The organism is Nocardioides proteolyticus (assembly GCF_051280635.3).
GTDB lineage: Bacteria > Actinomycetota > Actinomycetes > Propionibacteriales > Nocardioidaceae > Nocardioides.
The window spans coordinates 53,033-77,010 of the sequence record NZ_JBNBPO030000010.1 but is presented as its reverse complement, the minus strand read 5'-3'; the positions used below and the strand labels follow the sequence as shown (position 1 = coordinate 77,010).

The window sequence follows — 23,978 nt, the reverse complement described above, 5'->3', positions numbered from 1 at the left end:
CCGGATGCTAGGGACGTCGACCGACGCGCGGCAGGATCCTCGCGCGGAGTTTTCAGCCGAGCGTGGCGCGCAACGACTCGAGAGCGGAGTGCTGCGGCGTCCAGCCCAGCTCGGTCTTCGCCTTGGTGGTGTCCATGATCGCGGGGTGGCTCAGCGCCTCCACCCACTGTGCGGTCGACGGCAACGGCAGCTTCGACAGCGTCCGAGCCGCGGCCGCGACAGGCCGTCCGGGCACAGGGATGGCGCGGAAGCCGACCTCGCGAGCGACGTCGACGAGGCTCAGCACGTCGTCGGCGGCGATGTTGTAGGCCCCCTGCGGGCCCGCCCCGACGATGCAGAGGCGAAGTGCCTCCGCGACGTCGTCCTGGTGGATGAACTGGACCGGCAGGTCCGGGACCAGCGCCGGGACCCCGGGGAGGCGTCGTACTCCCTTCTGGACGGCGCCGGCCACCGCGCTCACGAACCGGGGGAGCTGCACCTTGGCGCCGACAGCGTCCGGGCCGAGGACGATCGGCGGACGGAGGAGGTAGAGCTCGGTGTCGGGGTGGTCGCCGGCCACTTCGTGGAGCCGGTGCTCCAGCTCGGCCTTCTCCTGGGCATAGAAGAGCCGCTCCGCGGGGCGGGTCGCCCAGTCCTCCGGGATGCCGATCGGGTTGTCGCGATGGAAGCCGTACGCCGCGATGGAGGACGCGTAGACGAACCGGCGCGCACCCGCCTGAGCCGCCGCTCGGAAGGCGTTGAGCGTCCCCTCGACGTTAATCGCCTGCGTCGTCGCCCGGTTGCCGCCGACGATGAGGAACGCCAGGTGCACCACCACGTCAGCACCCTCGAACGCCTGCCGGAGCGCGTTCTCGTCGCGGACGTCTCCGCGTTGGTACTCCATCTTGGTCCACCCGCGCTGCTGCGGGTCGAACGGTCGTCGGGCGATGCCGACGATGTCTGCGACGCGGTCGTCCCGCTCGAGGACCGGCATTAGCGCGAGCCCGAACGTGCCCGTAGGTCCTGTTACCGCTACGCGGAGGTCGTGATCAGCCGCCATCTGTTTACGGTAGATGACGGGCGAAGGCGAGCGCCGCGGCGCCGATGGCTTCCTCGAAGCCGCCTGCGCGGTCGCTGGTTAACGGGCCGCCGCATGAGACGTTCGCGGCGGATAGACGCACCCGAGCGTCCGTCTCGCCAAGCGAGCGCTTGGCGAGACGGATTACTTGGACGCGAGACGCACCACTAACTGGTTCTATAAGAGCCTTGCGGGGACTTCTCTGGCATGGACGAAGGATGCCTCAGGGTGCCAAAGGCGGCGTCGGCGAACCACCCGATCCATCTATCGACGAACTCTGTCGGATCGGCGCGGTCCAACTCTTCGACGGGCCAGGCCAACTGGATCGTGCCCGTCACGTTGGAGAAGGCGACCTGTGCGGACCTCGGATCCTTGGCGAACGGATCGACCGTAGGCATGATGCCGGCGCCAAATGCCAAGTTCATGAACGCGGTTTCGTACCACGCGAACCGGCCCTTCTCGTGGGCGTCGCAGAACCAAAGGCTGTGCGTGCGGCCTTGATATCCGCTCACGGCCGACTCTTGGCTTACCGAGATAACGGCGTCCGCAATCACCCGGAATGGGCCGTCCCAACTCGCGACGGCCCGTGGCTTGCTCACGCTCAGCCTGCCGCTCCGTAACTCTGCGTTGAAGAGTAGCGCTGCGCTAAGACCGCTGCGCGAGTCATACGTGACGTTGGCAAGCGGTGCGTCCGCCTCGACAGTTTCCACGAGTGGTCGCCACAGGGAATCAAGCGCCTGTCCAGCCACTTCGAACAACGCAGCATCAGTGGCGTCGGCCTCGGCTTTGCGCACGGCATCGGCGTAGTCGAGGGCAAGCCTTTCGCTTTCTGCGCTGTTGACCTGCGCCAATCTGGAGGCGCCGGGGGACTGCGGAGTTTCAGCCGCCAACTCAAGGCGAGCCAGAATGTTGGCCGCGGTCGGACGCGCGGAAGGTGCCTTGTAAAGACACTCCTCGACTAGGGTCCGTAAGCGGGGTGTTCCTGCCGAGAGCGAAGGAGCAGGTTCAGTCAGGTGCTGTTGGCGAAAGTCCGGGCCGAGGAACGGGCGGGCGCCTGCCAACAGCTCGTAGGCCATCACTCCGAACGCATACACGTCCGTCGCGGGCGTCGCGCGCTCCATTCGCCATTGCTCAGGGGCAGCGTATGGGCGGGTGAGATTCCACTTGCGGGTGTCGGCCGCCGTCGTCTGCTCGGCGTAACGCGCGATCCCGAAGTCCGCGAGGCACCACGCCCCGTTCAGAAGAAGCACGTTCGCTGGTTTGAGATCGCGGTGCACGATGGCCGGCGGGGCCTGCGCAAGATCGGACAGCGCGGTCGCCACATCCCGCAGGATGCTTACCGCCTCGCTGGCCGGGATCGGCCCGACAGCCATGTGGGCGCGGAGGGACTTCTCCGCCTTCGGCATCACAATCACCCACTGACCACCGTGGTCGCCGGTGTCCCAGACCGGGATGACGTTGCGTGCGCTCGCCGCAGCAACAGAATCGCCCATGAGTAGCTCGCGCTCGGCTCCCGGGTCTTGACCGACGAACTTCGCCACACCGGCGGCGCCAGTCTCAGAAGTCACGTCGAATACGCGGCCGAATCCGCCCTCACCATCGGGCAACTGCTTCCCGAGTGTCCACGTTTGGGCGTCGAGATGAAGTGTCGTCACGGGTAAAAACTATCTGTCCGTGCGCCATCGCATCGGCTGAACCCGACCAACTTTCCCGGCGCCTGACGGTCTACGCGCCCGATCACTAACGGGCGGGAGAACAGCTGACGGGATCGCGGCCTGGACGTGACGTGCCGCTCGCTGGGGCACTGCTATCTGGGCGGAGCTGACGCACCTCGACGAGCGTGAAGCGGTCAGGCGCCGGCGACGTAGGCGGTGAGGAAGTGGACGCCGTGCCTGTCGAGGTTGCCACGTGCTCGGTCGTAGTGCTCGGTGGTGCGAGGGTCGGCATGGCGGGCAAGGATCTGCGCGTCGCGCAGTGGGACTCCGGCGTCGAGCGCATTGGTGATCGCCGCATGCCGGAGCGAATGGGGACTGATATGCCTCGGGATGCCGGCGGCCTTGGCGATGCGGGTCACCATCCGGTAGCAGTCGCGTCGGTCGATCGGTTTGCCCGAGACCGGTCGCAGGACGAGTGGTTCCTCCGTACGTTCCCCGCGGCAAGCCTCGAGGACCCGCAAGACCGGAACGGTCACCGGCATGGTGGCGGGCTTGTTTCCCTTGCCGACCAGGCGCAGAACCCGATGGCCACGCAGCATCTCGTGGTAGTCCTCGATCCGCACCGCCGCGGCTTCGGAGGCGCGCAGTGCGTTGATGCCGAGCAGGTACGCGAGTGCGCCGTGGTGGACGGTGAGCGACTGGGCGACCTGGAGGAATCGGACTAGCTCGAGCCGGTCGAGCCCCTGGGTGCGGGACTCGTCGCGGTGGACCTTGGGCAGGCGTGCATACACGGCGGGGTCGGCGGCGATGACCCCATCGATGTGGGCGTAGCGGAAAAATCCGCGGACTCCATGCATCGTCGTGACCACCGAGGAGTCCATCAGCCCGGAGTCGCCGAGGTGCCGGATGTATAGCTCGACGTGCGCTCGCTGGATCCCCACCAGCGGATCCAGGCTGTTGGCCTCGCACCATGAGAACCACCGACGCAGCTGGAACGCGTAGAGGTTGTGCGTGCGGCCCGAGTAGCGGGCCAGGTAGGACACCGCCGCCAGTTGCGCCGGCGACATCGCCAGCGGCTGGAACGGCAAGAGAGTGGAACTGGACATCGGGGTCACCTCAAGCGGCGACGCCAGGCCGACCCCAACCCCGCCCGCCGCCCGACGCGGCGAGGTACTCGGTCAGACCGACGGTACGCCGCCGAGATGGCCTGCAGGCGTCCCCCGGCGGCGGATTGACGCATCCTCAATCGCGAAGGTGATGGACGATCTCAGCGGGGACGCGGAAGCCATCCACCCACCCGAAGCCATGCGTGCCCTCGTCGTACACAGGCACCAATACGTCAACCGCCTCGTCAGGGATCGCGCCCGAATCCCTCAACTCCTGGGCCAACCGGTTTACTGGGCGAGTGAAACCCTTGAGTTGTCTGGACGGGTCGTACTCGCCAATCCTGTAGACATCGTCGCGACTCACGAAGCCTCCGTTCTGGGAGGCAAATCGGATGGTTGCCTCTTGGACTGGAGCCTCATAGTTGAGCCGACGAAGCAGTGTCTCGACGGCTTCGGCGGTCCAACCTGTGTGTGGCCGTTCGCCCGTGTCGGGGTCTTCGACACGCGTTGTCCGCTCAACATCCTCGACTGAACCCGGGCGCACGCTAACCGCGACCGCGTCCGCCAATCCCAGCAGTGTGTCTGGTCGGAGCATGAACAGATCCTGACCGCAACGCGTCTTCAGTTCACGGGCGAGCTCCACCCTTGGGCCGCGAGCGCTATTCCCCTCGAACCGCCACCAGTCTCGTTTCACGTCGCCCGTCACAAAGAGCACGGGCACTCCCCGCGCCGACGCCTCGACTAGCACCTGCTCCCACACCAAGTAGTCACCGGCCGCGCCTTCGCCGCCCCGGTTGACCTTCTTCACGTCGGCGAAGCCAGGAGGTTCACTTGCCTCAGCGCGACGGTTACCTTCCTTCACAGCGGCGACGTACTTCTCCGCCGACATAGGCGATCCCACTCGGCCCCTAAGCACTGGCTCGAGAAGGGAAAGGACTGAGTCGTGCTGCGTGTTCCTGGCGCGCTGTACCGCGGCCTCATCGACGAGCCCATCTAGAAGCGTTTCAGCACTCGCAAAGGCCTCGTTCAGCGAGGACTCAACCGCTTCCTCGTCAGCCTTGTTGAGCGCCGCCCGATTGACCCACATACGTAGTTGTTCGACTGCTGCGGCTCGCAGCTTCTCAAGTTCGTCGGCCGTCTGTTGGACCTGCCCAAGCGGATCCGCGAGCGCCCGTTCTCGGTTCCGCCAGAACTCCTCCAGGACCTGATGCGGGATCCAGAGCCGCTCAGAGAGCGCAGTCATGACGTCGACGATCGATGCCCGCGTCTCAGCGTTGTACCGATACAGGTTTAGTAGAACGTTCGTGTCAAACACGACCATGCACGTTCGGAGCGCCTCGCGCAGCTCCTCATCGGTATGAGTCCGGTATGCCTCGAAGCCTCTGTATAGGTCGCCGCGATCCGTTGGATCTTCGTTCATCGGAACCATGCCGTTGAGGCTACGCGTCCTTCGATGCCCGCGCCCCATGACCAGGCTTGAGAGCCCGTGGGGCGTGCGCAGGCACGCAGGCGGCGGTATGACGCAGCGGCGGATCGTGGATGACCTCGGTGTCAGAGGAAGCCCGTCCCAATGGAGCGGGCACCTCCAGCGCTGCGCAACGGTTCCCGAGGGAACCAAGCGAATCTGCAACACTCTTGCACCATGTGGTTTCAATGGTTCCGCAAAGGCATCAGTGGTCTGACGGACGACGAAGCAAGGACCATCACGTGCGAGTCAGGGCTGCAGTGCGAGTGGTGGCGCAGTGTCCGAACCATCACCCCGTCGGAAGTAGCCGACAAGCTCACCGAGGACGGGCTTCGCAATCACATTGACCACTACGACGTCGTCAAAGGCGATACGCCCTTTATCTCGTTGACCGCTGGCGTCCGGATGCGTAGCGCTCGGGCTCGCGGGTACGGCAGTAACTACGTGGTGGCCGCGCAGCGAACCGCACTCCAGTACGCGACCAAAGGGTTCGTTACGAGCGGTCACATCTTTGCCGGATGGGTGCCCGTCCTACCTCACTCGACCGTGGCACTTGAGGGCTTCGCCGAAGACGTCCGCGACCTTAACACTTACGCGCACTTTCGGCGGTTCCACCGTCAAGGCGAGGTCACGGCAAAGGTGCATGTTCCAATGGCCCAACTCGCCTGGGTGGAGAGATGGGACCTAACACCCGGGAAGTTGTCAACGAGCGGGAAACGAGCAGTGCGCGCTGCCCGCTGGACCAACCCTCGGTTCGTTGCCCCCGAGGGCCACGCGGCGATCAGGGACGTCCTATGACCGCTGCTCCCGCGACATGGTTCGATGCGCTCCAGGTTGACCCGGACGACGTCGCCCGAGTGGGCTACAGCCTGCTTGAGTACGCGGATGATCATGAGACTCCACGGTTGGCTCAGGACGAGAGCACCGTCGAGGGACAGCTGATGCTGGCGACGACTATCACCGAGGCGGCGTCCATGCTCGTCCTGCTTGATCCGGCTGTTGCCGTCGATGGCTTGGTGCGCGCGGCAAATCTGTACGCGGTAGTCGGAGCGCCAGAGGCATGGGTGGTCGGAATGGCGTGCGGGGGAGCGTGGCGCCCGCCGCTCGGAGGGCGTGACGCGGCGCGAATCGACCGGCCGAGCGACGCCATGTCAGCGCTCGCCGCCTTGAACGCACATCTGGAGGAGGTGGATCGGGGCCGTCCGGGCGTTTGGGAGAGCGCCTACGCATTCGGCGACAACCCCGCCCTCGGCTGGACCGCTACGGGTGTGCCCGCAGGAATGTTCGCTGAATTCGCCCGCCGAGTGCGGCAAGCTGATCTAGAGCGCGCCGCTGGTGCGATGGACGCGATCATCGAGCGCGCCGACGAAATCCTCCGGACCGTGCAGGAAACAGACCAGCGGCGATGGCAGCGCCTGAGCGCGGATGTCTCGCTGATTGACCCAGAACTTCTCGCTCTCGGCTGTGTCGCTTCCAGGGTCGACTCTGACTTCGTCGGGCAGGTCGAAGCTCGGGATCTTTCGCCCGCGCGCGTTGCGGTCCTCGCCGGGACACGTTTGGGCGGTGATCTGACAGAGGAGCGGTAGGCGCCGGAACTGGGAGCCGCACGATCGACAGCGCTCTAGAGACGATCGCAGCATAGTTCGAGTGCGCGACGGCGGTGTGCGTTCGCGGCGGATCGAGGCTGAACGAAGAGGCGCCGCGGGAGATACTGACGCTACGTTGCTCAGGCTTCTTCAAGGTCGGACGCGAGCAGCACGCAGCCTCGTGAACACTCCTTGCGAACCACCGCTCGCCTATGGGTATTCGGAATGACATTCTCGTGGACCCGGATGGGACTTTGACACTTCGGGCAGGTCTCGTCATGAAGGATGCGCGTCTCGGACATGGTGACCACGGTAGGGACACCGAACCCTCAGCGTCGCGTCGAGTCGAGATGCGCCGGGAGTGAACGCGGCGGAGTGTCGCACTAGGTGGAGACTCGGTGCTTCCTGTGGGCGTGAGGCCGCTCAAGCGTTGGGGCGAACAGCCCGGGCAGTCCCCAGATCCAGCAATCACCCGGCACTGACGAGCCTGGGCGAGAAGACCATCCGTCTGCACCCACGCGACGCCGAGTTGCCCTGCGGTGGGGGTACAGCGCACTAGTCTGCATCTTGTCCGAACCGTATCGATCCTTCTGAGGTGCGATGGCCTACATTGAACGGCTACAAGTTGAGGCGGAGGGATTTCTTGCCAACTTGGACGTCACTTTTCAACCGGGCCTCAACGCCATCATCGGGGCGAGGGGCACCGGCAAGACGTCGATTGTCGAGCTGATCCGCTATGCCTTGGGAGCGGGCTCATTCAGCGACGAAGTCCTTCGGCGTGGGACCCAACAGGCCGTTGCGATCTTGGACGGCGGAGCTGTGACCGTCACCATCGTCGATGGCGATCAGCGCTTAGCGATCACGCGATCTGCTTCTGGCCAAGTCACGCGGTCTTCTCCGGACGGCGTTTCCTGTACCGTGCTCGCTCAAAACGAGATCGAGTCTGTCGGCGCGAAGGCTTCCGGCCGACTGCACCTCATCGACCGTTTCCGACCCGGTCGGAATGCAGACGAGCGTGAACTCAACGCCCTGAGGCTATCCGTCCAAAGCATCACGACCGAGATAGCCAGCGTGATCGCGGAGGGCCGTTCCCTCAACGAACAGATAGATGCTCTACAAGGCGTAGCGGAACAGCTGCAGCAGGCAACAGCAGTGCAAAAAAGTTTGCTCAATGATTCGGCGACTTCCAAAGAGCAACAAGCGGAGCTGGAGCGACTGCAGAAGGCGAGCCAGATCATTGCGATGCGGGAATCCACATTGGCTAGCGACCGCGCCAGCGTTGAACGCTTCCGGTCGAGCGTCCAGCGTCTCACAGCCGAGGTGCCGCAACTCCTGGCCGACTGGCCCAACCAGGCTGGTCCTGATCCACTGGAGGAACAACGAGCCCGACTCAGTGGCCTTCGAGCACTCTTGGTCGATGTCGAGATGGATCTTGCCGAGATTGACGAACGCGTGACGTCGTCCCAAGTGGAGACAGAAGAGCTCAGGGCAACCGTCGACGCGCACAGCCGTCAACTCCGACAGAGCCTCGAGAACACCACAGCAGGAATCAGTCGCGCAGCGCGGGCCGTAGCGGAGCTCGAGGAACGCCACGGTCAATTGCAGGCCCTGCGCTCGACTCGAGACGCGAGACGCGAGCATTACGTTCGACGTGCCGCCGAACGAGACGAACTCTTTGGGAAGCTTGACAGCCAGCTAGAACGCATCTTTAGCGAGCGCCAGGAGATAGTCGACGAACTGAACCGGGAACTGGGCCCAAGTATCCGCATCCGCCTCACGAAGTCCGCTGAAGTGAGCGGATATCAAGCGGCGATCGTGGCCGGTTTGAGGGGAAGTGGGTTGCACTACAACCAGCTAGCACCAGTCATCGCAAGCAGTGTGAGCCCGCTGGAGTTAGTCACTTGGGCTGAGACCGGGAATGCGGCCAAATTGGCCACGGCGCTAGGAATCTCAGAGGATCGAGCCCGTTCGGTCGTGGAAGCACTCCAGGCCGATGGAACCCCTTCGATCGTCGGGGCGGTAACGGATGATGGTGTCGAGATCGATTTGCTTGACGGTGTGGAGTACAAGCCGACAGGACGCTTGTCGATCGGACAGCGCTGCACAGTCGTGCTGCCGATCCTGCTCAGGCATCGCGGCGACCCCCTGGTCATGGACCAGCCTGAGGACCATCTGGACAATGCCTTTATCGCGTCCACCTTGGTGCCCGCTCTTAGGCAACGCGGCCCGTTCGATCAGTACATCGTCACGACTCACAACGCCAACATCCCGGTGCTTGGAGAGGCTCAGCAAGTGGTCGTGATGGACTCGGATGGCGAGCGAGGGTTCGCGCGGCACCAAGGGAAACTTGATGATCCCGAGACAGTCGCTGCTGTTAGCAGCATTCTCGAGGGCGGATCGGAAGCGTTTGCGCGGCGCGCGAAGTTCTATGGTTCTAAGGGCAAGTAGCCATGGAGCAGGGTGACGATCCATACTCACTCCTTCGGTCCGAGCATGCTGTGGACCGGCTTCGCGGCGCCCGCGCCTTGCTCGAGGACCCGAAGGATGTCGATATAGGTCTGCTGCGCGACCTTCGGGCGCGTGAGGTCGACTCCTGGGTCCAGGGTGCCCTCGATCGAGTCATCCGCACCGCTACGCAGCCACGAATGAACGCCAGCGACACCGACGGCTGGACTCCTCCTGACCTGCAACTCAACGACGACATCCGCGCGGAAGCGATCCAGAGCGTGTCGAGGGTCCTGCTGCACGAATTGAGGCCGCTGGTGAGTGGCGTTTTTCGCGCTACTCGCGAACTCGCGGGCGACAGGTTTGTGGGCTCGCGTTCAGAAGCGGCCATATCTCGGCTTCAAGATTTCTTGACGACGATGCACCGGCTTCACGACGCGGCTGCGCCCCCGAACGTCGTCCAGTTCGACCTCGTAGAACTTCTCAACCACGAAGTATCGGCCGGCGCCGTTTCCGCCAGTAAGGTCGTGGTGGCGCGGTCTGACACGCTGGTAGTTCTTGGCGACCCTGAGCTGCTTCGGTTCGCCGTTCAGAACTGTTTACGCAACGCGGTCGAGGCATCTCTTGAGGACTCAGATCCGGTTGTGCTGACTTGCGGTTCAAACCAATTTGAGACTTGGGTGGCGATCCTGGACGACGGTATCGGCTTGCCGCAGGACAAGGAGAGGCTCTTTGAGCCAGGGATCTCACTCAAGTCTAAGGAGGAAAACTTCGGGATGGGCCTAGCGATTGCATTACGTGCAATGAAGTCATTCGGTGGCTACATCGAACTCACTCCACGGGAGTTCGGCGGGACTGCCTGCGAATTGCGTTGGCCGAGGGAAAGTGCTGCGGTATGAAGATCCTCCTCGTCGAGGACGAAGAGCGAAGCGTTCGCGACGCGATGGAGTCGATCGAGCGCGAGGTGCCCGATGCTGAAGTCACGGTTGCCGGTTCACGCGACGATGCGCTCGCAGCCCTGGACCGTGGCGACTTCGACCTGATCTTGTGCGACATCCGATTGCCGCCCCATGGCGACAGCGCCGACATTCAAGAGGTCCACGGGCTTTCGGTCCAAGCCGCGATCAGGCGTTCGTGCCCCGGCACACCCGTCATTTTCCTAACGGGCTTCGCGACAAGCCGCGACACTCGCAGTCAGTTGTCATTGGGTGGAGTGGACAGGGTCTTTGGTGTCGAGCGTTACCCGCTCGTTGACCTCGTGGACAAGGACGACCCTGTTGCGCTCGAATCGAAACTCGCCGAGCTGGCTGCCGGACTCAAGCGGGTGCTTTCCGTTGGTATCAGCGGAGGTGAAGCGGCCCCCGCCGCCTTCAGACGCGCTGTAGGCCTGTACGCGCTGAGCACCGGCCACGACAGCGCTGAGGTCACTCTCCTAGCAGGGGCATCGGGCGCGGCAGTCGGCCGCGTGAGATTGGCGGGCGTCCGCCAGACGCCCGCCGCCATCTTCCTGAAGACCACGGACCACCGGAAGGCGGAAGACGAATACACGCGATACCGGCAGCACGTTTCCAACCGACTAGCACCTGGGTTCTTTGCTCCAACACACGAACCGGTGTCTGGCAGTCTCGGGCGGTTCTCGGCGATAGTGTCCACCCTCGCCGACGGCGACAAGTCGCTGTTTGATCTCGTCGCCGCCGTACCAGAGACGGGGCCAGACCTGGTGCATCGACTACAGGCGGGCATTCGTCCATGGACTTCGCCGTCACGGGGGCGAATGACGACCACACTCGGTGACCTGCGCCGTAGGGGTCTCACGGATGAACGCCTTCGACATTCGAGAGCAGCGGTGGATCTAGCTTCAAAGGTGGAACGAATCGAGGTGGAGGTCGGTGAGGTGATCTGCCACGGTGACCTCCACGGGGAGAACGTGCTTGTGGATTTGGACGGGCGCCCTGTCCTCATAGACTTTGCCGATACGGGCCCCGGACCGGCGCCGCTCGACCCGATCACCCTGGAGTTGAGTCTGCTGTTTCACCCTCATGGCCCAGCCCGCCAATCCGAACGGCCACTCAACTGGGCGGATTGGCCCGATGTCGACGCGTTCGCTGCAGGGAGCGCCTTCGAGCCGTTCATACGGGCGACGCGCGCCTGGGCATACGAACTCGGGACCGAAGCGGAGGTTATGGCGTGCGCGTACGCGCATGCGCTCCGACAGGTCAAGTATGACGACGTTGACTCGGGTATGGCTGTTGCGATCGCGAGTGCAGCTGCTCGCCGCCTCGAGAACTAGAAGCCCGGACCCTCACAACGCGTCTATCTGGGCGGAAGGACGATGGTGGAGTGCGACGCAACCGTAAAGGCTCGTGAGGCCTTACATCGCCTGGGAGACCGAGCTCATGTTGAAGTCCGGGACCTTGAGCGCCGGCGTCGCCGTACGGCTGAAGTAGTCGTCGCCCCACTCGCGGCTGAAGCTCGGGACCGTCGCGGAGGCGGCGGTGAACCGGTTGAGCAGGTCGATCGGGCTCTCGTTCCAGCGGAAGTTGTTGACCGAGCCGGTGATTTCGCCGCCCTCGACGAGGTAGACGCCGTCGCGGGTGAGGCCGGTGAGGAGCAGGGACTGGGGGTCGACGACGCGGATGTACCACAGGCAGGTCAGCAGCAGGCCACGCTCGGTGGAGGCGACCAGGTCGTCGATGCTGCCGGCGGCGCCGTCGACGGTCAGCGCCAGGTTGTCGACGTACGGCGTCACGGGCTGGCCCGTCAGGCCGGCGCTGTGACGGGTCTGCACCAGCGAGGTCAGGACGCCGTCGCGGATCCAGTCGGTCGTGCCGCGGTCGAGGCCGTTGTCGAACACCGAGGTGGTCGGGCCCGAGGAGGTGGCGACCGTGAACGGGGCGCACTCCAGGCCGGGCAGTGCGGGGTCGGAGTGGAGCCGCACGCCGGGGGAGACGATCCGCTCGCCGATCCGGGTGCCGGCGGGCCGCTTGCTGTAGACGGACTGGCCGTCGTGGGCGTCGCGGGCGCCGGCGTACCAGTAGGCGTCGATCATCAGGTCGGCCACCGAGCTGGGCGGCAGGATGGTCTCGTAGCGGCCGGCCGGCAGCTCGACCCGGCGCCTGCCCCAACCGAGCCTTCGCTCGAGCTCGGCCTCCAGTGCCAGCGGGTCGACGTCGGCGAAGTCGCGGGTGGCGCCGCCGACCCAGGCGCTCTGGGTGAGCGCGGCGTCCTTGCCGGTGCAGGCGTAGTGGCCGGTGGGCTGCACGTGGCGCAGCCGGAGGCCGGTCGAGGAGCCGAGGTAGGTGGTGGCGAGGTCGTGGCTGACGAAGCCGTAGAGGATCCGGTCGCCCGACTCCGCGCGGCGGAACGCCTCACCGAGGCCCGGGGCGACGTCCTTGAAGACGCCGATGTCGGTGGGCACCGAGGGCTCGTCCCAGTCGGCGCTCACCCGGTCGCGCAGCAGCTCGGCGGCGTCCTCGGCCGGCTCGGCGCTCCGCGCTGCGTCGTCGGCGGCGGCGACCAGCTCGGTCACCTGCTCGCGCGTCGTGGCGCTGCCCGTCACCGAGGCGGCGGCGACCCCGCCGGCGGTCCGGGAGAACGAGATCACGGTGACCGAGCGGTCGACCATCACGCCGTTGGTGGTCAGCGTGTTGTTGGCCCAGCGCAGGTTGGCGGCGGTGCTGTCGCTGACCACGACGATGCAGTCGTCGGCCGACGAGGCGGCGAGGGCGTGCTCGACGAGCTCCTGGGGGGTCGCGCTCATGCGTGCGCTCCTTCCTCGGTCGTGTTGAGCACTCGCACGTCGCGGAACAGCGACGTCGGGGCGCCGTGGCTGACCGCGGCGACCTGGCCGGGCTGGGCCTTGCCGCAGTTGAACGCGCCGTGCAGCAGCCAGGTCTCCGGGCCGCCGACGGCTTCCAGCGAGCGCCAGAAGTCGGTGGTGGTCGCCTGGTAGGCCACGTCGCGGACCTGGCCGGCGAGCCTCCCGCCCTCGATCCGGTAGAACCGCTGCCCGGTGAACTGGAAGTTGTAGCGCTGCATGTCGATCGACCACGAGTTGTCGCCGACGATGTAGAGCCCGCGGTCGACCTGGCCGATCAGCTCCTCGGTGGACGGCCCGTCCGGCGCGGCCTGCAGCGACACGTTGGCCATCCGCTGGATCGGGATGTGGCCGGGGGAGTCGGCGTAGGCGCAGCCGTTGGAGCGGCCGTCATTGAGCTGCGGGAAGAGCGCCGCCATCGGCCGGTCGAGCTGGTAGCCGACGAAGAGGCCGTCCTTGACGATGTCCCACTGCTGGGTGGCGACGCCCTCGTCGTCGTACCCGACGGTGGCGAGGCCGTGCCGGATGGTGCGGTCGCCGGTGACGTGCATGACCGGCGAGCCGTACTGCATCGAGCCGAGCTTGTCGGGCGTCGCGAACGACGTGCCGGCGTAGTTGGCCTCGTAGCCGAGCGCGCGGTCGAGCTCGGTGGCGTGACCGATCGACTCGTGGATGGTGAGCCACAGGTTGGAGGGGTGGATCACCAGGTCGTAGCGGCCGGCCTCCACGCTGGGCGCGGCCAGCTTCTCCGCGAGCAGCTCGGGCACCTCGGCCAGCTCGGCGTCCCAGTCGTGGGCGCCGTCCTCGGGCCGCCCGGTGACGTACTCCCAACCGCGGCCGACGGGCGCCGCGATGCTCGCCATCGAGTCGAAGAGCTCGTCGGTGGCGCCCATCGCCTCGAAGCCCGGCTGCATCCGGACCCGCTGCTGGGTGGTGCGGGTGCCGGCGAGGTCGGCGTAGTACTTGTTCTCCTGGATCGCGAGCAGGTACGACGTCGCGTGCTGCACCGCGTCGTGGCTGCGCAGTCGCTCGCTCCAGTCGACGAGCACGGCGGTCTTGTCAGCGGTGGGCACGTCGAACGGGTTGACCTCGTAGGCGGAGACCCAGGTGACGTCGTCGTACACCGGCTCGGGGGCGAGCTCGACCGGCCGGGACGTCATCGCGGCCGCGACCTCGGCGACCGCGATCGCCGTCTCGGCCACCCGCCGGGCCTCGTCGTCGGTGAGCACCACGCCGGCCGCGAAGCCCCAGGCGCCGCGGTGCACCACCCGGACCGAGAAGCCGACGGTGTCGCCCTCGGACGAGCCCTGGAGGGCGCCGTCGCGGACCGAGATCTGCTGGGCGCGGATCCGTTCGAAGCGGAAGTCGGCATGGGTGGCGCCGAGCTCGGCGGCGCGGGCGAGGGCGATCTCGCCGAGACGTCGGTGGGGGAGTGCGAGGAAGGTCGGGTCCAGCTGACCGGCTGCCATGCGGGCGACCCTATCCAGACTCACCCGGCCTGTGCGTCCCCCTCGACCACCTCGGCGTCGACCGCGTCGAAGTCGAACGCCAGCTCGTCGCGCTCCAGGTCGGCGATCGCCTCGAACTCCGCCGAGGCCAGCGCGCGGGGGGCCTCCTCGATCGCCTTGGGCGCCGGGATGGTGGCGATCGGGTCGGCCGCGTTGAGCTTGCGCGCTGCCGGCAGCACCGAGCGCTCCAGGGAGCCGGTGAAGGCGTTGTAGTCCTTGACGCTGCGGTGGAGGGAGCGGCCGAGCTTCTCCACGTGCTCGCCGAGCTTGAGGATCCGCCGGTAGAGCACCTGGCCCAGCTCGAACAGCGCCTGCGCGTCCTCGGTCAGCGCCTCCTGCTTCCAGGTGAACGCCACCGTCTTGAGCAGGCCCCACAGGTTGGTCGGCGTGGCCAGCACGATGCCCTGCTTGAAGGCGTGCTCCATCAGCGAGGGGTCGACCTCGAGCGCGGCGTTGAGCAGCTGCTCGTTGGGGATGAACGCGACGGTGAACTCGGGGCTGACGGGAAGGCCCGTCCAGTAGCCCTTGCGCGCCAGGGTGTCGACGTGGCTGCGCACCTTGCGGGCGTGGTCGTCGAGGAGCCGCTGCCGGGTCTCCGGCTCGATGCCCTCGCGGTGGGCATCCATGAACGAGTTGTAGGGCACCTTGGCGTCGATCGCCATCTGCTTGCCGCCGGGCAGGTTGATCACCATGTCGGGTCGGCGGTCGCCCGAGTCGGCCTCGACGGAGTGCTGCAGCTCGAAGTCGACCCGGTTGAGCAGCCCGGCGGTCTCGATCAGCGTGCGCAGCTGGGTCTCGCCCCACGCCCCGCGGACGGCGTTGTTCTTCAGCACCGAGGCGAGGGTGTCGGCGGCCTTGCGGGAGTCCTCCACCGAGCGCTGGGTGTGCCGGATCTGGCTGGCGAGCTCGGTGTGCTGCTCGACGCGGGCCCGCTCGAGCTCGTCGACCTTCTGTTGCATGGCCCGGAGGTGCTCGAGCACGGGGCTGAGGGTCTTGAGCACCTGTGTGTGCCCGCCCTCGGCCTGCTCGCGCTCACGCTGCACCTGCCGCTGCTGGTCGAGGAGCGCCTTGTGCTGCTCACGCGCGGCGGCGAGGGCGTCGCGGAGCTGGTCGGCCGTGGCGAGCGCCGCGGTCAGGTCGGCGCGCACCTCCGCCCGGGCCTCGGCCTCCCGGGCGCGGACCTCACCGACGGCCGTCTCGTGCTGCAGGCGGGTGCGGTCGAGCTCGTGGCGCAGCTCGGTCACCTCGGCCTGGTGGACCTGCGCCAGCCGCTCGACCTCCACGTGGTGCTCGTGGGCGAGCCGCTCTGCCTCGGCCTGGTGGTCGCGGAGCACCTGCTCGAGGTCGGGACCGGCGGCGCGCTGGGTCGACCGGCACGCGAACCACCCGGCCCCGGTGCCGAGGACGAGGCCGAGAAGCAGCGCGACGATCTCCATGGACGGAAGTCAAACAGCACCGCGCGACACAACCCCGCCGCCCACGCCGGGTGCGGGTGGAGATTGGTCACAAACCCGGGGGCGACCGCCGGATTCTCCGCCTGTCTCCGGCCACCGTCAATAGCCAATCGAGGGCATTGCCTCCGTGGCGACGTGGGAGTAGAGAGGTCACACCAACCTCCTCTCGGGCTGGCGCATCACCTTCTCTCACCCCCCAAGAAGGATGAACCATGAAGTCAGCACGCCGGCTCGTCGTTGCCATCGGCACCGCAACTGCCGTATGCCTCCTCGTCGCACCCGCCGTCTCTGGTCCTGCATCGGCAGGGCCGGGGCTCCAGGCGAAGCCGGACCCGACGCCCGCGCCCGCGGCGGAGGGGGCCGGCAAGCAGAACGTCACCGTCACCGACGACGGCTGGATCCACTACCGCACCGACCTGTCCGCGCTCGGCCCGAAGGCGCAGCGCAAGCTGGTCAAGGGGACGCCTGGCCGAGGCGGCACCTGCACCCTGTCCGGAGTGGAACGCGGCAACGCCGGCTCGAAGGTCGTCGTGCGCGAGGAGGTCGCCTTCAACCCGGCCACCTGCGAGACGGAGTACCTGGTCGCCGAGCTCACCCCCGCAGAGGCCGCGGCGTACGCCGACACCGCCGACGTGACGGAGGAGCCCGTCGTGCGGGCGCAGACCGACGTCACGGCCGCCGCTGCGACGACGTACAACCGTTGGGTTAGGACGGCGTGGGTCGACCCGATCGAGATCGACATCAGCTCCACGAAGGTGGCGCTGCAGTGGAACCGCAACCAGTGGCTCAAGCGCGGAGTCGCGCGGAACTCGTTCAAGGGCTGCATCAGCGGCCAATGCCTGGACGAGACCTACATCGTGTCGAAGGCGAACTACTACGGGAACTACAGCAACCGGTTCGAGTTCTCCGGCGTCACGCACTTCCGCAACACCGCCTTCGCCAAGTGGGTCGTGTTCTTCTTCGGGGCCGGCGGCTGGGCCGCATGCGGCTTCCCGACGAGCTCGACCGCGAACTTCCACCACGACGAGCAGGTGATCGGGTTCAAGTCCGGGGCCTGGGAAGTGCGGTGGGACGACCGGAAGAATGGCGCGTGCACCAACCTCGTGCACCACGAGAGCTCGAACGGCGGATCCTGGCCGTTCGGATGATCACTCCGACTCGACGTGGGGCCTCGGCCCGGTGGTTGGCTCCGCGGGCAGGAGGGATCGCGCTGGCCGTGGTCGCCGTCGTCGGCTGTGGATCAGCCGACAATGCCACGGACGGTGCCGGCGTGGCCCCATCGGCAGGCCGCTCCGGGAGCTCATCGCCGTCCGCTGAGGGGGAAACCGTCGCAGGGTCGGCCTCGGGAGGTCCTGGCGAGACGGCGTCCGCCTCCGACGACGACGCCGGCACCAGCCCCGGACCTCACCGGGGGTCGCCCGACCCGGCGAAGGCGGCCCAGGAGTACATGGACGCCATCGTGGCGGGCGACTTCGAGGAGGCCGCCCGATGGGTCGTTGCCGATCAGCAGGGAGCCCTCCAAGCCCTCGGCCTCGGCCGCGGTCCCGGCACGACGCCGCAGATGTCAGGGACCATGAAGGTCGCAGCCGTGAACCCCACGGGGGAGGACACGTCCTACGCGACCTTCGTCGGCACGATGTGCCGGACGGCGCCCGCCGAGGGCGGCACCACGCCCAGCCCTGAGTGCCTGTCGAACGACGACCCGGACACCGACTTGCCGTACTTCATCGTCCAGCTGATTGACACGCCCGAGCAGGGCTGGCAGGTTCATTTTCAACCCCCAACTGAATGAGTTCGTCATGACTCAGACCTCGCAATCGCAGTCAGTGCCGGTCGGCAACCGACCGCCGGTTTGGGCATACGCCTGGTGGGCCGTGGTGGGGACGCTCGCCGGAGTCGGCGTCGTGAGCGTGTTGACCGTCGGCGTCTTCCTGCTCCCCGTGGCTCTGGTCCTCGCCGGCGTCGGAGCGTTCTGGCAACGGCTGCGCACCACCTCGGTGGTCGCCGCCATCGGCGGCCTCGCGGTTGCACCCCTCTACCTGGCCTGGCTCAATCGCGACGGGCCGGGCCAGGTGTGCACGACGGCCGGCGACGTCACCGAGTGCTCCGAGCGGTGGAGCCCGTGGCCGTTCCTGGTCGTCGGCGTGGTCCTGCTCGGGATAGCCGTCGTCGCAGTCGCCCGGACCCGCGGAGGTCAGTCCGCGCGATCGTGACGTCGTCGGCGTGCCGGGTCGCTAGTCGTCGCGCAGCGCGCTGTGCTGGTCGACGTTCCGCCCCGCGTGAGGGTCCGGGACGTCGTCGGGCTCGACGCTCGCGACCGTGTCCTCCAGGCGCACCTGCGGCGGCAGGGCGCCGTACGGCGTGCTGCGGTCCGGCTGCCGGGGGGATGCACCTTCCGTGGCCATGACTCGATCGTAGGCGCAGGTGCCGGTGCTGCCCATGCCTCACGGCAGGAGCGGCCTCTCCGGTCAGGTCCGGACCAGGTCGCGTCCCTCGACGACGTACCGCTCCTCGAGGAAGTGCTGAGCCGCCTCCCACGGCAGGCCGGCCTCCTGCGAGTGCTTGTGCACGGCGACCACCAGGTCGGCGTCCCCGCCCGACACGGTGATCCGCGCGCGACGACGGGACCGCGGCTGCAGGTGCAGCGTGCTGACCGACTGCCAGTCGACCGATCGCCCCTTGCGGCTCTGCGCCAGCTCGTCGGCGCTGAGCGGCGAGTACCGCTCGAGCAGCGGCTGCGCCTCGCGTCCGTTCATCCGGGCGGCGACGGCGAGGCGGTCGCGCAGGGTGGGCGTCAGCAGCATCACCTCCCGGTCGGTGACGACGAGGGTCTTCGTCAGGTTGACCGGGGAGATGATCCCGAGAACCCGGCCCGCGCCGGTCGCCGGCCGGGTCGCCTCGGGTGCCGGCTGGTCGGGTCGCCAGCCGTCCTCGACGCCGTGGAGCCGGAGCAGCTCGCGCAGGTCCTCGGCGCGGTGCGGGTCGGCGAGCACCTCGCCGACGAGGTCGGGCAGCTCCAGCGGCTCGCCGGCCGGGTCGACCAGCTCCCAGCCCGAGCGCCAGTCCAGCCGGGCGCGGGCGTGGCCGGTGGACACGAGAGCGGCACCGAGGTAGTCGCCCAGCAGGCTCGCGGTCGCAGCACCCAGGTCGGCGTCGGCGGCCAGGTGGCGCTGGAACAGCAGGGTCGCCGTACCGCTCCGAAGGCTCTGGTGCAGCGTGGCCAGTCCGGGCGCCCTGCCTTGCTCCCGCAGCAGCGCGTCGATCGCTCGCGCGCGCCGCATCAGCTCGTCGCCGCCGGCACCGGACGCGAGCTCGGGAAGGGGGACGGGTTCGAGCTCCAGCCTCTGGTACAGGTCCTCCTCGAGCTCGGCGAGGACCGGCTCCAGGTCGTCGAGTACGTCGGACGCCGGTGCTCGGTCGGTCAGCGTGCCGTCGAAGCCGGGCCTCCCCGCAGCGCGGAGTCGCGAGACCCGCAGCCCGATCGGTGGGTGGGTGTCGTAGATCGTCGGCTTCGGCTCGTCCAGCGCCTCGAGCACCTCGTCGCTCCAGCGGCGTACGCGGTCGTCGGCCGCGTAGTCGGCGAACCCCATCAGCAACCGGGTGGGGCGCTGGTTGGTGTGCTGCCCCAGCGAGCCGAACAGCGCGCCGTACCTCTCCCAGAGCAGCACCAGGCGGCGTACCTCGAGCAAGGCGGTGGCTGCCGTGTCGGAGCCCACGACCCGAGCGCTCAGCTCGTCGGCCTCGAACTCCTGTCGTCGGTTCACCGTGTGGGAGACCGCGAAGTACAGCACGGCGTAGGCCCGGAAGAGCCTGCCGACGAGGTGACGTGGTCCGAGCCGGTGGTGGATGCGGCGCAGGGCCTCCGCGCCGCGGTAGGTGACGGAGGAGAGCGCGGTGTGCCGACCGCTGTAGTGGCCGAACTCGTGGGCCAGGACCGACCGCAGCTGAGCCTCGTCGAGCCCGAGCAGCAGCGGCACCCCGAGGTAGAGCCGGCGGGTTCCCGGGCGCAGTCCGAGCCAGGTGGCGGAGTCGGAGACGGCGGCGTTGGCGTCGGCCACCAGCCGGATCTCGTCGACACAGCGGGTCGAGGCCAGGTCCGCGAGCTCGCGCGCCAGGGCCCACAGCCGCGGCTGGTCGCGCTCCTGGAGCAGCAGCCCGGGGTCGCTGCCGCGAGGCGGTCGGCCGAAGACGGCGTACCCGACGGCCGCGACGACGGGAAGGACCAGGATCAGCAGCTTGCCCGCGGCCAGGTCGGGGCCATGCCGCTCCACCGCCACCACGGCCCATCCCAGTCCCACGACCAGCGCAGCCGCCATCGCGTAGAAGCCGACGAGCAGCCCCACCGCCACGATGGCACGAATCGCGTACCTCATCGCCACTCCCTCCCGAGCGCCATCGATCGTAGGTGCCGTCGAGGGAGGGGTCTCGGTTTTCGCCGAACCATGGCGGGCGGGCCGGGTGGCCGGGGTGGTGGCTCCACGCGGGAGCCGGCGGAGGCGTGTCGTACCTGAGGAACGCGTTGGTTCTGGGCCGGAAAACCAACGCACAGATCAGGTACGACGACGCCCCCCGAGCCCGACCCGGCACCGACCCCCCGAGAATCAGCTGTAGCGGACCGTCCGGTCCCCACTCGTCCAGCCGTAGAGCCCGAGACCGGCCGCCTCGGCGAGCCGCACGGAGAGCCCGGTCGGTGCGCCGACCGCGACCAGTGCGCCGATCCCGCTGGACACCGCCTTCTGTACCAGCTCGAACCCGGCGCGGCCGCTCACCACGAGCACCGCGGAGGCGGGGGAGGAGCCGGCGAGCAGGCGGGAGCCGACCACCTTGTCCACGGCGTTGTGGCGTCCGACGTCCTCGCGGCAGGCGAGCAGGTCGCCGTCGGCGGTGAACAGGCCGGCGGCGTGCGCGCTGCCGGTGCGGGCGAACAGGGCCTGGTGGGGTCGCAGGACGTCGGGCAGCGAGCGGACCACGTCCGCCGACGGGAGCGGTCCGTCCCAGGCCGGCGCCGAGCGGCGGGCGAGCACCTCGTCGAGGCTGTCGGTGCCGCACACGCCGCACGCCGACGAGCCCGCCGAGAGGGCGTCGAGCTGGGCGGGCAGCCGCGGGGGCACCCCGTCCAGCGTCACCGTGACGACGTTGAACTCCTGCTCGGGCGCGAGCGTCTGGTCGGTGCAGTACGCCACGCCCGACGGGACGCCGAGCCCCTCGTGGTGCACCCAGCCGGCGGCCAGCTCGAAGTCGTGCCCCGGCGTACGGAGCGTGGTCCACACCCGCCGCGCCGGCGCCCCCGGCCAGGCGAGCCGGATCTCCAGCGGCTCCTCGGTGATCACCCGGTCCTCGTGCCGGCGCGGCGCCTTCCCGGCGGCCTGCTCCTCGACGCGGAGGCGGCCGGTCGGCCCGGGCCGGCGGGGCTTCACGGCAGCACCGCGCGCCGTCGTTCGAGCTCGTCGACCCGGTCGGCCAGCCGGCGCCGTACGGCGGGAGGGAGGTCTTGCTCCAGCGCCGCGTGCGCTGCGGCGGCGGTGGCGTCGTCGAGGTGGGTGATCGGGAAGAACGCCTCGACCACCACGCCCTGCACCCAGCCCTGGTGCGCGGCGAGCAGGTCGCCCAGCTCCGAGAAGTACGCCGCCGCGAACGGCGCCGTCAGCTCGCGCTGGTCGGGGCGCCACATGCCGGCGCCCGCCGCCTCGATCTCGTAGTTGGCCACCGACACCGCGCCCGTGGCCCGCGCCCAGGCGAACTCCTTGGCCTCGGTCGTCGGCAGCGACGCGACCGAGCGGGCGTGGGCGACCGTGGCGGCACCGGTCGGCTCGGCGGCGAGCGCCGCGTCGAGAGCCGCCCGGTCGGTGGCGCCCAGCTCGGCGAGCCGGCGGCGTGCCTTCCAGCGCAGGTCGAGGTCGGCCGCGATGCCGTCGGGCAGTCCCTCGCCGGCCGCCCACCGCTCCAGCCGCGTCGCGTCGGACGCCGACAGCACGGTCGCGCGGAACGCCGAGAGCTGCAGCTCCGACCCGGCCTCCGCGGCGTCGGTGGCAGCCGCCACCGCCGCGTGGAACCGCTCCAGCGTGCCCGCCGGCGCCAGCGGCAGCACGGTCTCCAGCACCCACGGCAGCAGGTTGCGGACGCCGTCGGCGGTGTCCTCGACCGGCGGCGCCGTCGCCAGCAGGTCCGCCACCTGGGCGGGGGAGAGGTCGCCGGTGAAGAGGCCGAGCCGGACGGAGTTCCACATGGTCGCGCGCAGCTGCGGGTCCTCGATCGCGGGCGCGAGGGCGGGCAGCGCCGCCATGGTGACCGCGTCGGGCGGGCTCACCGCCCAGGTCGTCTCCCGGGCGTCCAGCAGCACCGGACGGTCCCCGACCTCGAGCGGCGTCTCCGGTCCCTCCGCCACGAACGGCCGCAGCTGCCACCCCGCGCCGTCGTGGACGGCCACCTCCAGCTGGTGGCGGCGATCCGCGGGGTGCGCGGGCGGCGACGTCCGGCGCACCACGCCGGCGGCCCGGTCGACCGCCAGCACGTCGGGCCCCGGGGTGAGCAGCCAGTCCTTGACGAAGCCGCTCAGGTCCGCGCCGCCGGCGGCCCGCTCCCAGCTGGCGAACAGGTCGTGCATCGTGGCGTTGCCGAACCGGTGCAGGTCGAAGTGCTCCCGCACACCACCGAGGAACGCGTCGTCGCCCAGCCGCGCGGCGAGCTGCCGGAGCACGTTGGACCCGCGGGCATACGAGATGCCGTCGAAGTTCTGCAGCGCCGCCAGCGCGTCGGGCGCGTCGTTGCCGGCCACCGGGTGCGTGGTGGGGCGCGAGTCGGCGGTGATGCCCCAGACCCGGCGGGCGTAGGACTGGTGCAGCCACGCGTCGTCGTACTCGGTGACGTCGGCGACGACGCGGTAGCCCATGTACTCGGCGAACGACTCGTTGAGCCACAGGTCGTCCCACCAGCGCGGGGTGACCAGGTTGCCGAACCACTGGTGCGCCATCTCGTGCGCGATCAGCGCCGCCCGGAAGCTGCGGTCGGCCCGGGTGCTGCTGCCCTCGAACAGCAGCGGGTCACGGATCGTGACGCAGCCGGGGTTCTCCATCGCGCCGGCGTTGAACTCCGGCACGAACGCCTGGTGGTAGTCGCCGAAGGGGTACCGCACCCCGAACAGCCGGTGCAGCTCGTCGAAGCTCTGCCGGGTCAGCGTGAGCAGCTCGTCGGCCTCCCGGTCGAGCGTGGCGGCGAGGCTCTGCCGGGCGCTGAGGCCGAGCGGGATCCCGTCGTGCTCCGCGCTGATCCGGTGGTAGGGGCCGGCGACGAGCGTGACGAAGTAGGTCGCCAGCGGGGGAGTGGGGCCCAGCTCCCAGCGCCGCACCGCGCCGTCGGCGCCGGTCTCGCGCGCCGGGGCGTTGCCGACCACCATCCAGTCCGCCGGTGCCGTCACCCGCATCGTGTACGGCGCCTTGAGGTCGGGCTGGTCGAAGCAGCCGAACACCGACGGGGCGGCGTCCATGAACGACATGCCGTAGACGTAGGCCCGCCCGTCGGCGGGGTCGACCATCCGGTGCAGCCCCTCGCCGTCGTTGCGGAACCCCATCGTCGCCTCCACGACCAGCTCGTGGTCGCCGGCCGGCAGGTCCAGCGGGAAGCGGCCGCGGTCCAGGCCGTCGACCGGCAGCGCGGCGCCGTCGAGGGTGACGGCGTGCAGCTCGCGCGGCTTGAGGTCGAGGAAGGTCCGCACCCGCACGCTGCCGAAGCGGATCACCGTCCGCGAGGAGAAGACGTCGTCGGCGACGCTGAGGTCCAGCTCGACGTCGTACGACGCCACGGTGATCGTCGCGACGCGGTGCTCCGCCTCGTCACGGGTCAGGCTGAGGGGGGCGGTCGGGTCGCTCGTCACGAGCCCAGCCTAGGG

General features: G+C 68.5%; 18 protein-coding genes. 7 read left to right on the top strand and 11 right to left on the bottom strand.

Annotation, left to right across the window (positions count from 1 at the left end; genetic code table 11):
• Positions 1 to 52: 52 nt before the first annotated feature.
• From ACPOLA_RS08085 to ACPOLA_RS08070, 4 genes are all read right to left on the bottom strand, one after another.
• Positions 53 to 1,039, bottom strand: a complete 987-nt coding sequence (locus ACPOLA_RS08085; protein WP_435769902.1) for an NAD-dependent epimerase/dehydratase family protein — start codon at positions 1,037 to 1,039, stop codon at positions 53 to 55.
• 185 nt (positions 1,040 to 1,224) lie between these two features.
• The gene (locus ACPOLA_RS08080) at positions 1,225 to 2,712 is read right to left on the bottom strand and encodes a serine/threonine-protein kinase (RefSeq protein ID WP_435769901.1); all 1,488 of its coding nucleotides are present in this window, start codon (positions 2,710 to 2,712) and stop codon (positions 1,225 to 1,227) included.
• Positions 2,713 to 2,906: 194 nt separating this feature from the next.
• Positions 2,907 to 3,818: a tyrosine-type recombinase/integrase gene (locus tag ACPOLA_RS08075; protein WP_435769900.1), complete on the bottom strand. Its 912-nt coding sequence runs from the start codon at positions 3,816 to 3,818 to the stop codon at positions 2,907 to 2,909.
• A 136-nt stretch (positions 3,819 to 3,954) separates the two neighbouring features.
• Positions 3,955 to 5,247 (bottom strand): PIN-like domain-containing protein, encoded by a 1,293-nt coding sequence (locus ACPOLA_RS08070; protein ID WP_435769899.1) that lies wholly within the window; start codon positions 5,245 to 5,247, stop codon positions 3,955 to 3,957.
• A gap of 830 nt (positions 5,248 to 6,077) precedes the next feature.
• Between ACPOLA_RS08070 and ACPOLA_RS08065 the strand changes: the two genes are divergently transcribed.
• The 4 genes from ACPOLA_RS08065 to ACPOLA_RS08050 all read left to right on the top strand — a co-directional run bounded on the left by ACPOLA_RS08065 (position 6,078) and on the right by ACPOLA_RS08050 (position 11,604).
• Positions 6,078 to 6,869, top strand: coding sequence for a hypothetical protein (locus ACPOLA_RS08065; protein ID WP_435769898.1), 792 nt, complete (start codon positions 6,078 to 6,080; stop codon positions 6,867 to 6,869).
• Between the two features lie 600 nt (positions 6,870 to 7,469).
• Positions 7,470 to 9,317, top strand: coding sequence for an AAA family ATPase (locus ACPOLA_RS08060; protein WP_435769897.1), 1,848 nt, complete (start codon positions 7,470 to 7,472; stop codon positions 9,315 to 9,317).
• A 2-nt stretch (positions 9,318 to 9,319) separates the two neighbouring features.
• Complete coding sequence (locus tag ACPOLA_RS08055) at positions 9,320 to 10,213, top strand: sensor histidine kinase (protein ID WP_435769896.1); 894 nt, start codon at positions 9,320 to 9,322, stop codon at positions 10,211 to 10,213.
• Positions 10,210 to 11,604, top strand: coding sequence for a response regulator (locus ACPOLA_RS08050; RefSeq protein ID WP_435769895.1), 1,395 nt, complete (start codon positions 10,210 to 10,212; stop codon positions 11,602 to 11,604). The genes ACPOLA_RS08055 and ACPOLA_RS08050 overlap by 4 nt, the downstream gene beginning before the upstream one ends.
• An 81-nt stretch (positions 11,605 to 11,685) precedes the next feature.
• Here ACPOLA_RS08050 and ACPOLA_RS08045 read toward each other — a convergent pair whose 3' ends face one another.
• From ACPOLA_RS08045 to ACPOLA_RS08035, 3 genes are read right to left on the bottom strand one after another with little or no spacing between them, the layout of a single operon-like run.
• Positions 11,686 to 13,074 (bottom strand): metallopeptidase TldD-related protein, encoded by a 1,389-nt coding sequence (locus tag ACPOLA_RS08045; RefSeq protein WP_435769894.1) that lies wholly within the window; start codon positions 13,072 to 13,074, stop codon positions 11,686 to 11,688.
• Complete coding sequence (locus ACPOLA_RS08040; RefSeq protein ID WP_435769893.1) at positions 13,071 to 14,600, bottom strand: TldD/PmbA family protein; 1,530 nt, start codon at positions 14,598 to 14,600, stop codon at positions 13,071 to 13,073. Before ACPOLA_RS08040 ends, ACPOLA_RS08045 begins: the two co-directional genes overlap by 4 nt.
• Positions 14,601 to 14,620: 20 nt before the next feature.
• Positions 14,621 to 16,075 carry a DNA recombination protein RmuC gene (locus tag ACPOLA_RS08035; protein WP_435769892.1) on the bottom strand — a complete coding sequence of 485 codons (1,455 nt, stop codon included), beginning with the start codon at positions 16,073 to 16,075 and terminating at the stop codon, positions 14,621 to 14,623.
• Between the two features lie 230 nt (positions 16,076 to 16,305).
• On the opposite strand from ACPOLA_RS08035, the gene ACPOLA_RS08030 reads away from it, so the two are divergent.
• The 3 genes from ACPOLA_RS08030 (at position 16,306) to ACPOLA_RS08020 (ending at position 18,306) form a co-directional block, all read left to right on the top strand.
• Positions 16,306 to 17,241 carry a hypothetical protein gene (locus ACPOLA_RS08030; RefSeq protein ID WP_435769891.1) on the top strand — a complete coding sequence of 312 codons (936 nt, stop codon included), beginning with the start codon at positions 16,306 to 16,308 and terminating at the stop codon, positions 17,239 to 17,241.
• A 299-nt stretch (positions 17,242 to 17,540) separates the two neighbouring features.
• The gene (locus ACPOLA_RS08025; RefSeq protein ID WP_435769890.1) at positions 17,541 to 17,885 is read left to right on the top strand and encodes a hypothetical protein; all 345 of its coding nucleotides are present in this window, start codon (positions 17,541 to 17,543) and stop codon (positions 17,883 to 17,885) included.
• A 112-nt stretch (positions 17,886 to 17,997) separates the two neighbouring features.
• Positions 17,998 to 18,306, top strand: coding sequence for a hypothetical protein (locus ACPOLA_RS08020; protein ID WP_435769889.1), 309 nt, complete (start codon positions 17,998 to 18,000; stop codon positions 18,304 to 18,306).
• A gap of 21 nt (positions 18,307 to 18,327) precedes the next feature.
• On the opposite strand, the gene ACPOLA_RS08015 is transcribed toward ACPOLA_RS08020, so the two are convergent.
• The 4 genes from ACPOLA_RS08015 to pepN form a co-directional block, all read right to left on the bottom strand.
• The gene (locus ACPOLA_RS08015; RefSeq protein ID WP_435769888.1) at positions 18,328 to 18,498 is read right to left on the bottom strand and encodes a hypothetical protein; all 171 of its coding nucleotides are present in this window, start codon (positions 18,496 to 18,498) and stop codon (positions 18,328 to 18,330) included.
• Positions 18,499 to 18,561: 63 nt separating this feature from the next.
• A complete protein-coding gene (locus tag ACPOLA_RS08010) occupies positions 18,562 to 20,466 on the bottom strand; it encodes a M48 family metalloprotease (RefSeq protein WP_435769887.1) in 1,905 nt (634 codons plus the stop codon).
• 228 nt (positions 20,467 to 20,694) lie between these two features.
• A complete protein-coding gene (locus tag ACPOLA_RS08005; RefSeq protein WP_435769886.1) occupies positions 20,695 to 21,510 on the bottom strand; it encodes a formate dehydrogenase accessory sulfurtransferase FdhD in 816 nt (271 codons plus the stop codon).
• Entirely contained in the window at positions 21,507 to 23,963 is a 2,457-nt protein-coding gene (pepN, locus tag ACPOLA_RS08000) for an aminopeptidase N (RefSeq protein ID WP_435769885.1), read from the bottom strand. Before pepN ends, ACPOLA_RS08005 begins: the two co-directional genes overlap by 4 nt.
• Positions 23,964 to 23,978: the final 15 nt, after the last annotated feature.

Bases quoted from the DNA above. Each gene is read 5' to 3' on its own strand.
- ACPOLA_RS08085 (WP_435769902.1), bottom strand. From the start codon at position 1,039: ATGGCGGCTGATCACGACCTCCGCGTAGCGGTAACAGGACCTACGGGC.
- ACPOLA_RS08075 (WP_435769900.1), bottom strand. From the start codon at position 3,818: ATGTCCAGTTCCACTCTCTTGCCGTTCCAGCCGCTGGCGATGTCGCCG.
- ACPOLA_RS08070 (WP_435769899.1), bottom strand. From the start codon at position 5,247: ATGGTTCCGATGAACGAAGATCCAACGGATCGCGGCGACCTATACAGA.
- ACPOLA_RS08065 (WP_435769898.1), top strand. From the start codon at position 6,078: ATGACCGCTGCTCCCGCGACATGGTTCGATGCGCTCCAGGTTGACCCG.
- ACPOLA_RS08060 (WP_435769897.1), top strand. From the start codon at position 7,470: ATGGCCTACATTGAACGGCTACAAGTTGAGGCGGAGGGATTTCTTGCC.
- ACPOLA_RS08055 (WP_435769896.1), top strand. From the start codon at position 9,320: ATGGAGCAGGGTGACGATCCATACTCACTCCTTCGGTCCGAGCATGCT.
- ACPOLA_RS08050 (WP_435769895.1), top strand. From the start codon at position 10,210: ATGAAGATCCTCCTCGTCGAGGACGAAGAGCGAAGCGTTCGCGACGCG.
- ACPOLA_RS08045 (WP_435769894.1), bottom strand. From the start codon at position 13,074: ATGAGCGCGACCCCCCAGGAGCTCGTCGAGCACGCCCTCGCCGCCTCG.
- ACPOLA_RS08040 (WP_435769893.1), bottom strand. From the start codon at position 14,600: ATGGCAGCCGGTCAGCTGGACCCGACCTTCCTCGCACTCCCCCACCGA.
- ACPOLA_RS08035 (WP_435769892.1), bottom strand. From the start codon at position 16,075: ATGGAGATCGTCGCGCTGCTTCTCGGCCTCGTCCTCGGCACCGGGGCC.
- ACPOLA_RS08030 (WP_435769891.1), top strand. From the start codon at position 16,306: ATGAAGTCAGCACGCCGGCTCGTCGTTGCCATCGGCACCGCAACTGCC.
- ACPOLA_RS08025 (WP_435769890.1), top strand. From the start codon at position 17,541: ATGGACGCCATCGTGGCGGGCGACTTCGAGGAGGCCGCCCGATGGGTC.
- ACPOLA_RS08015 (WP_435769888.1), bottom strand. From the start codon at position 18,498: ATGGCCACGGAAGGTGCATCCCCCCGGCAGCCGGACCGCAGCACGCCG.
- ACPOLA_RS08010 (WP_435769887.1), bottom strand. From the start codon at position 20,466: ATGAGGTACGCGATTCGTGCCATCGTGGCGGTGGGGCTGCTCGTCGGC.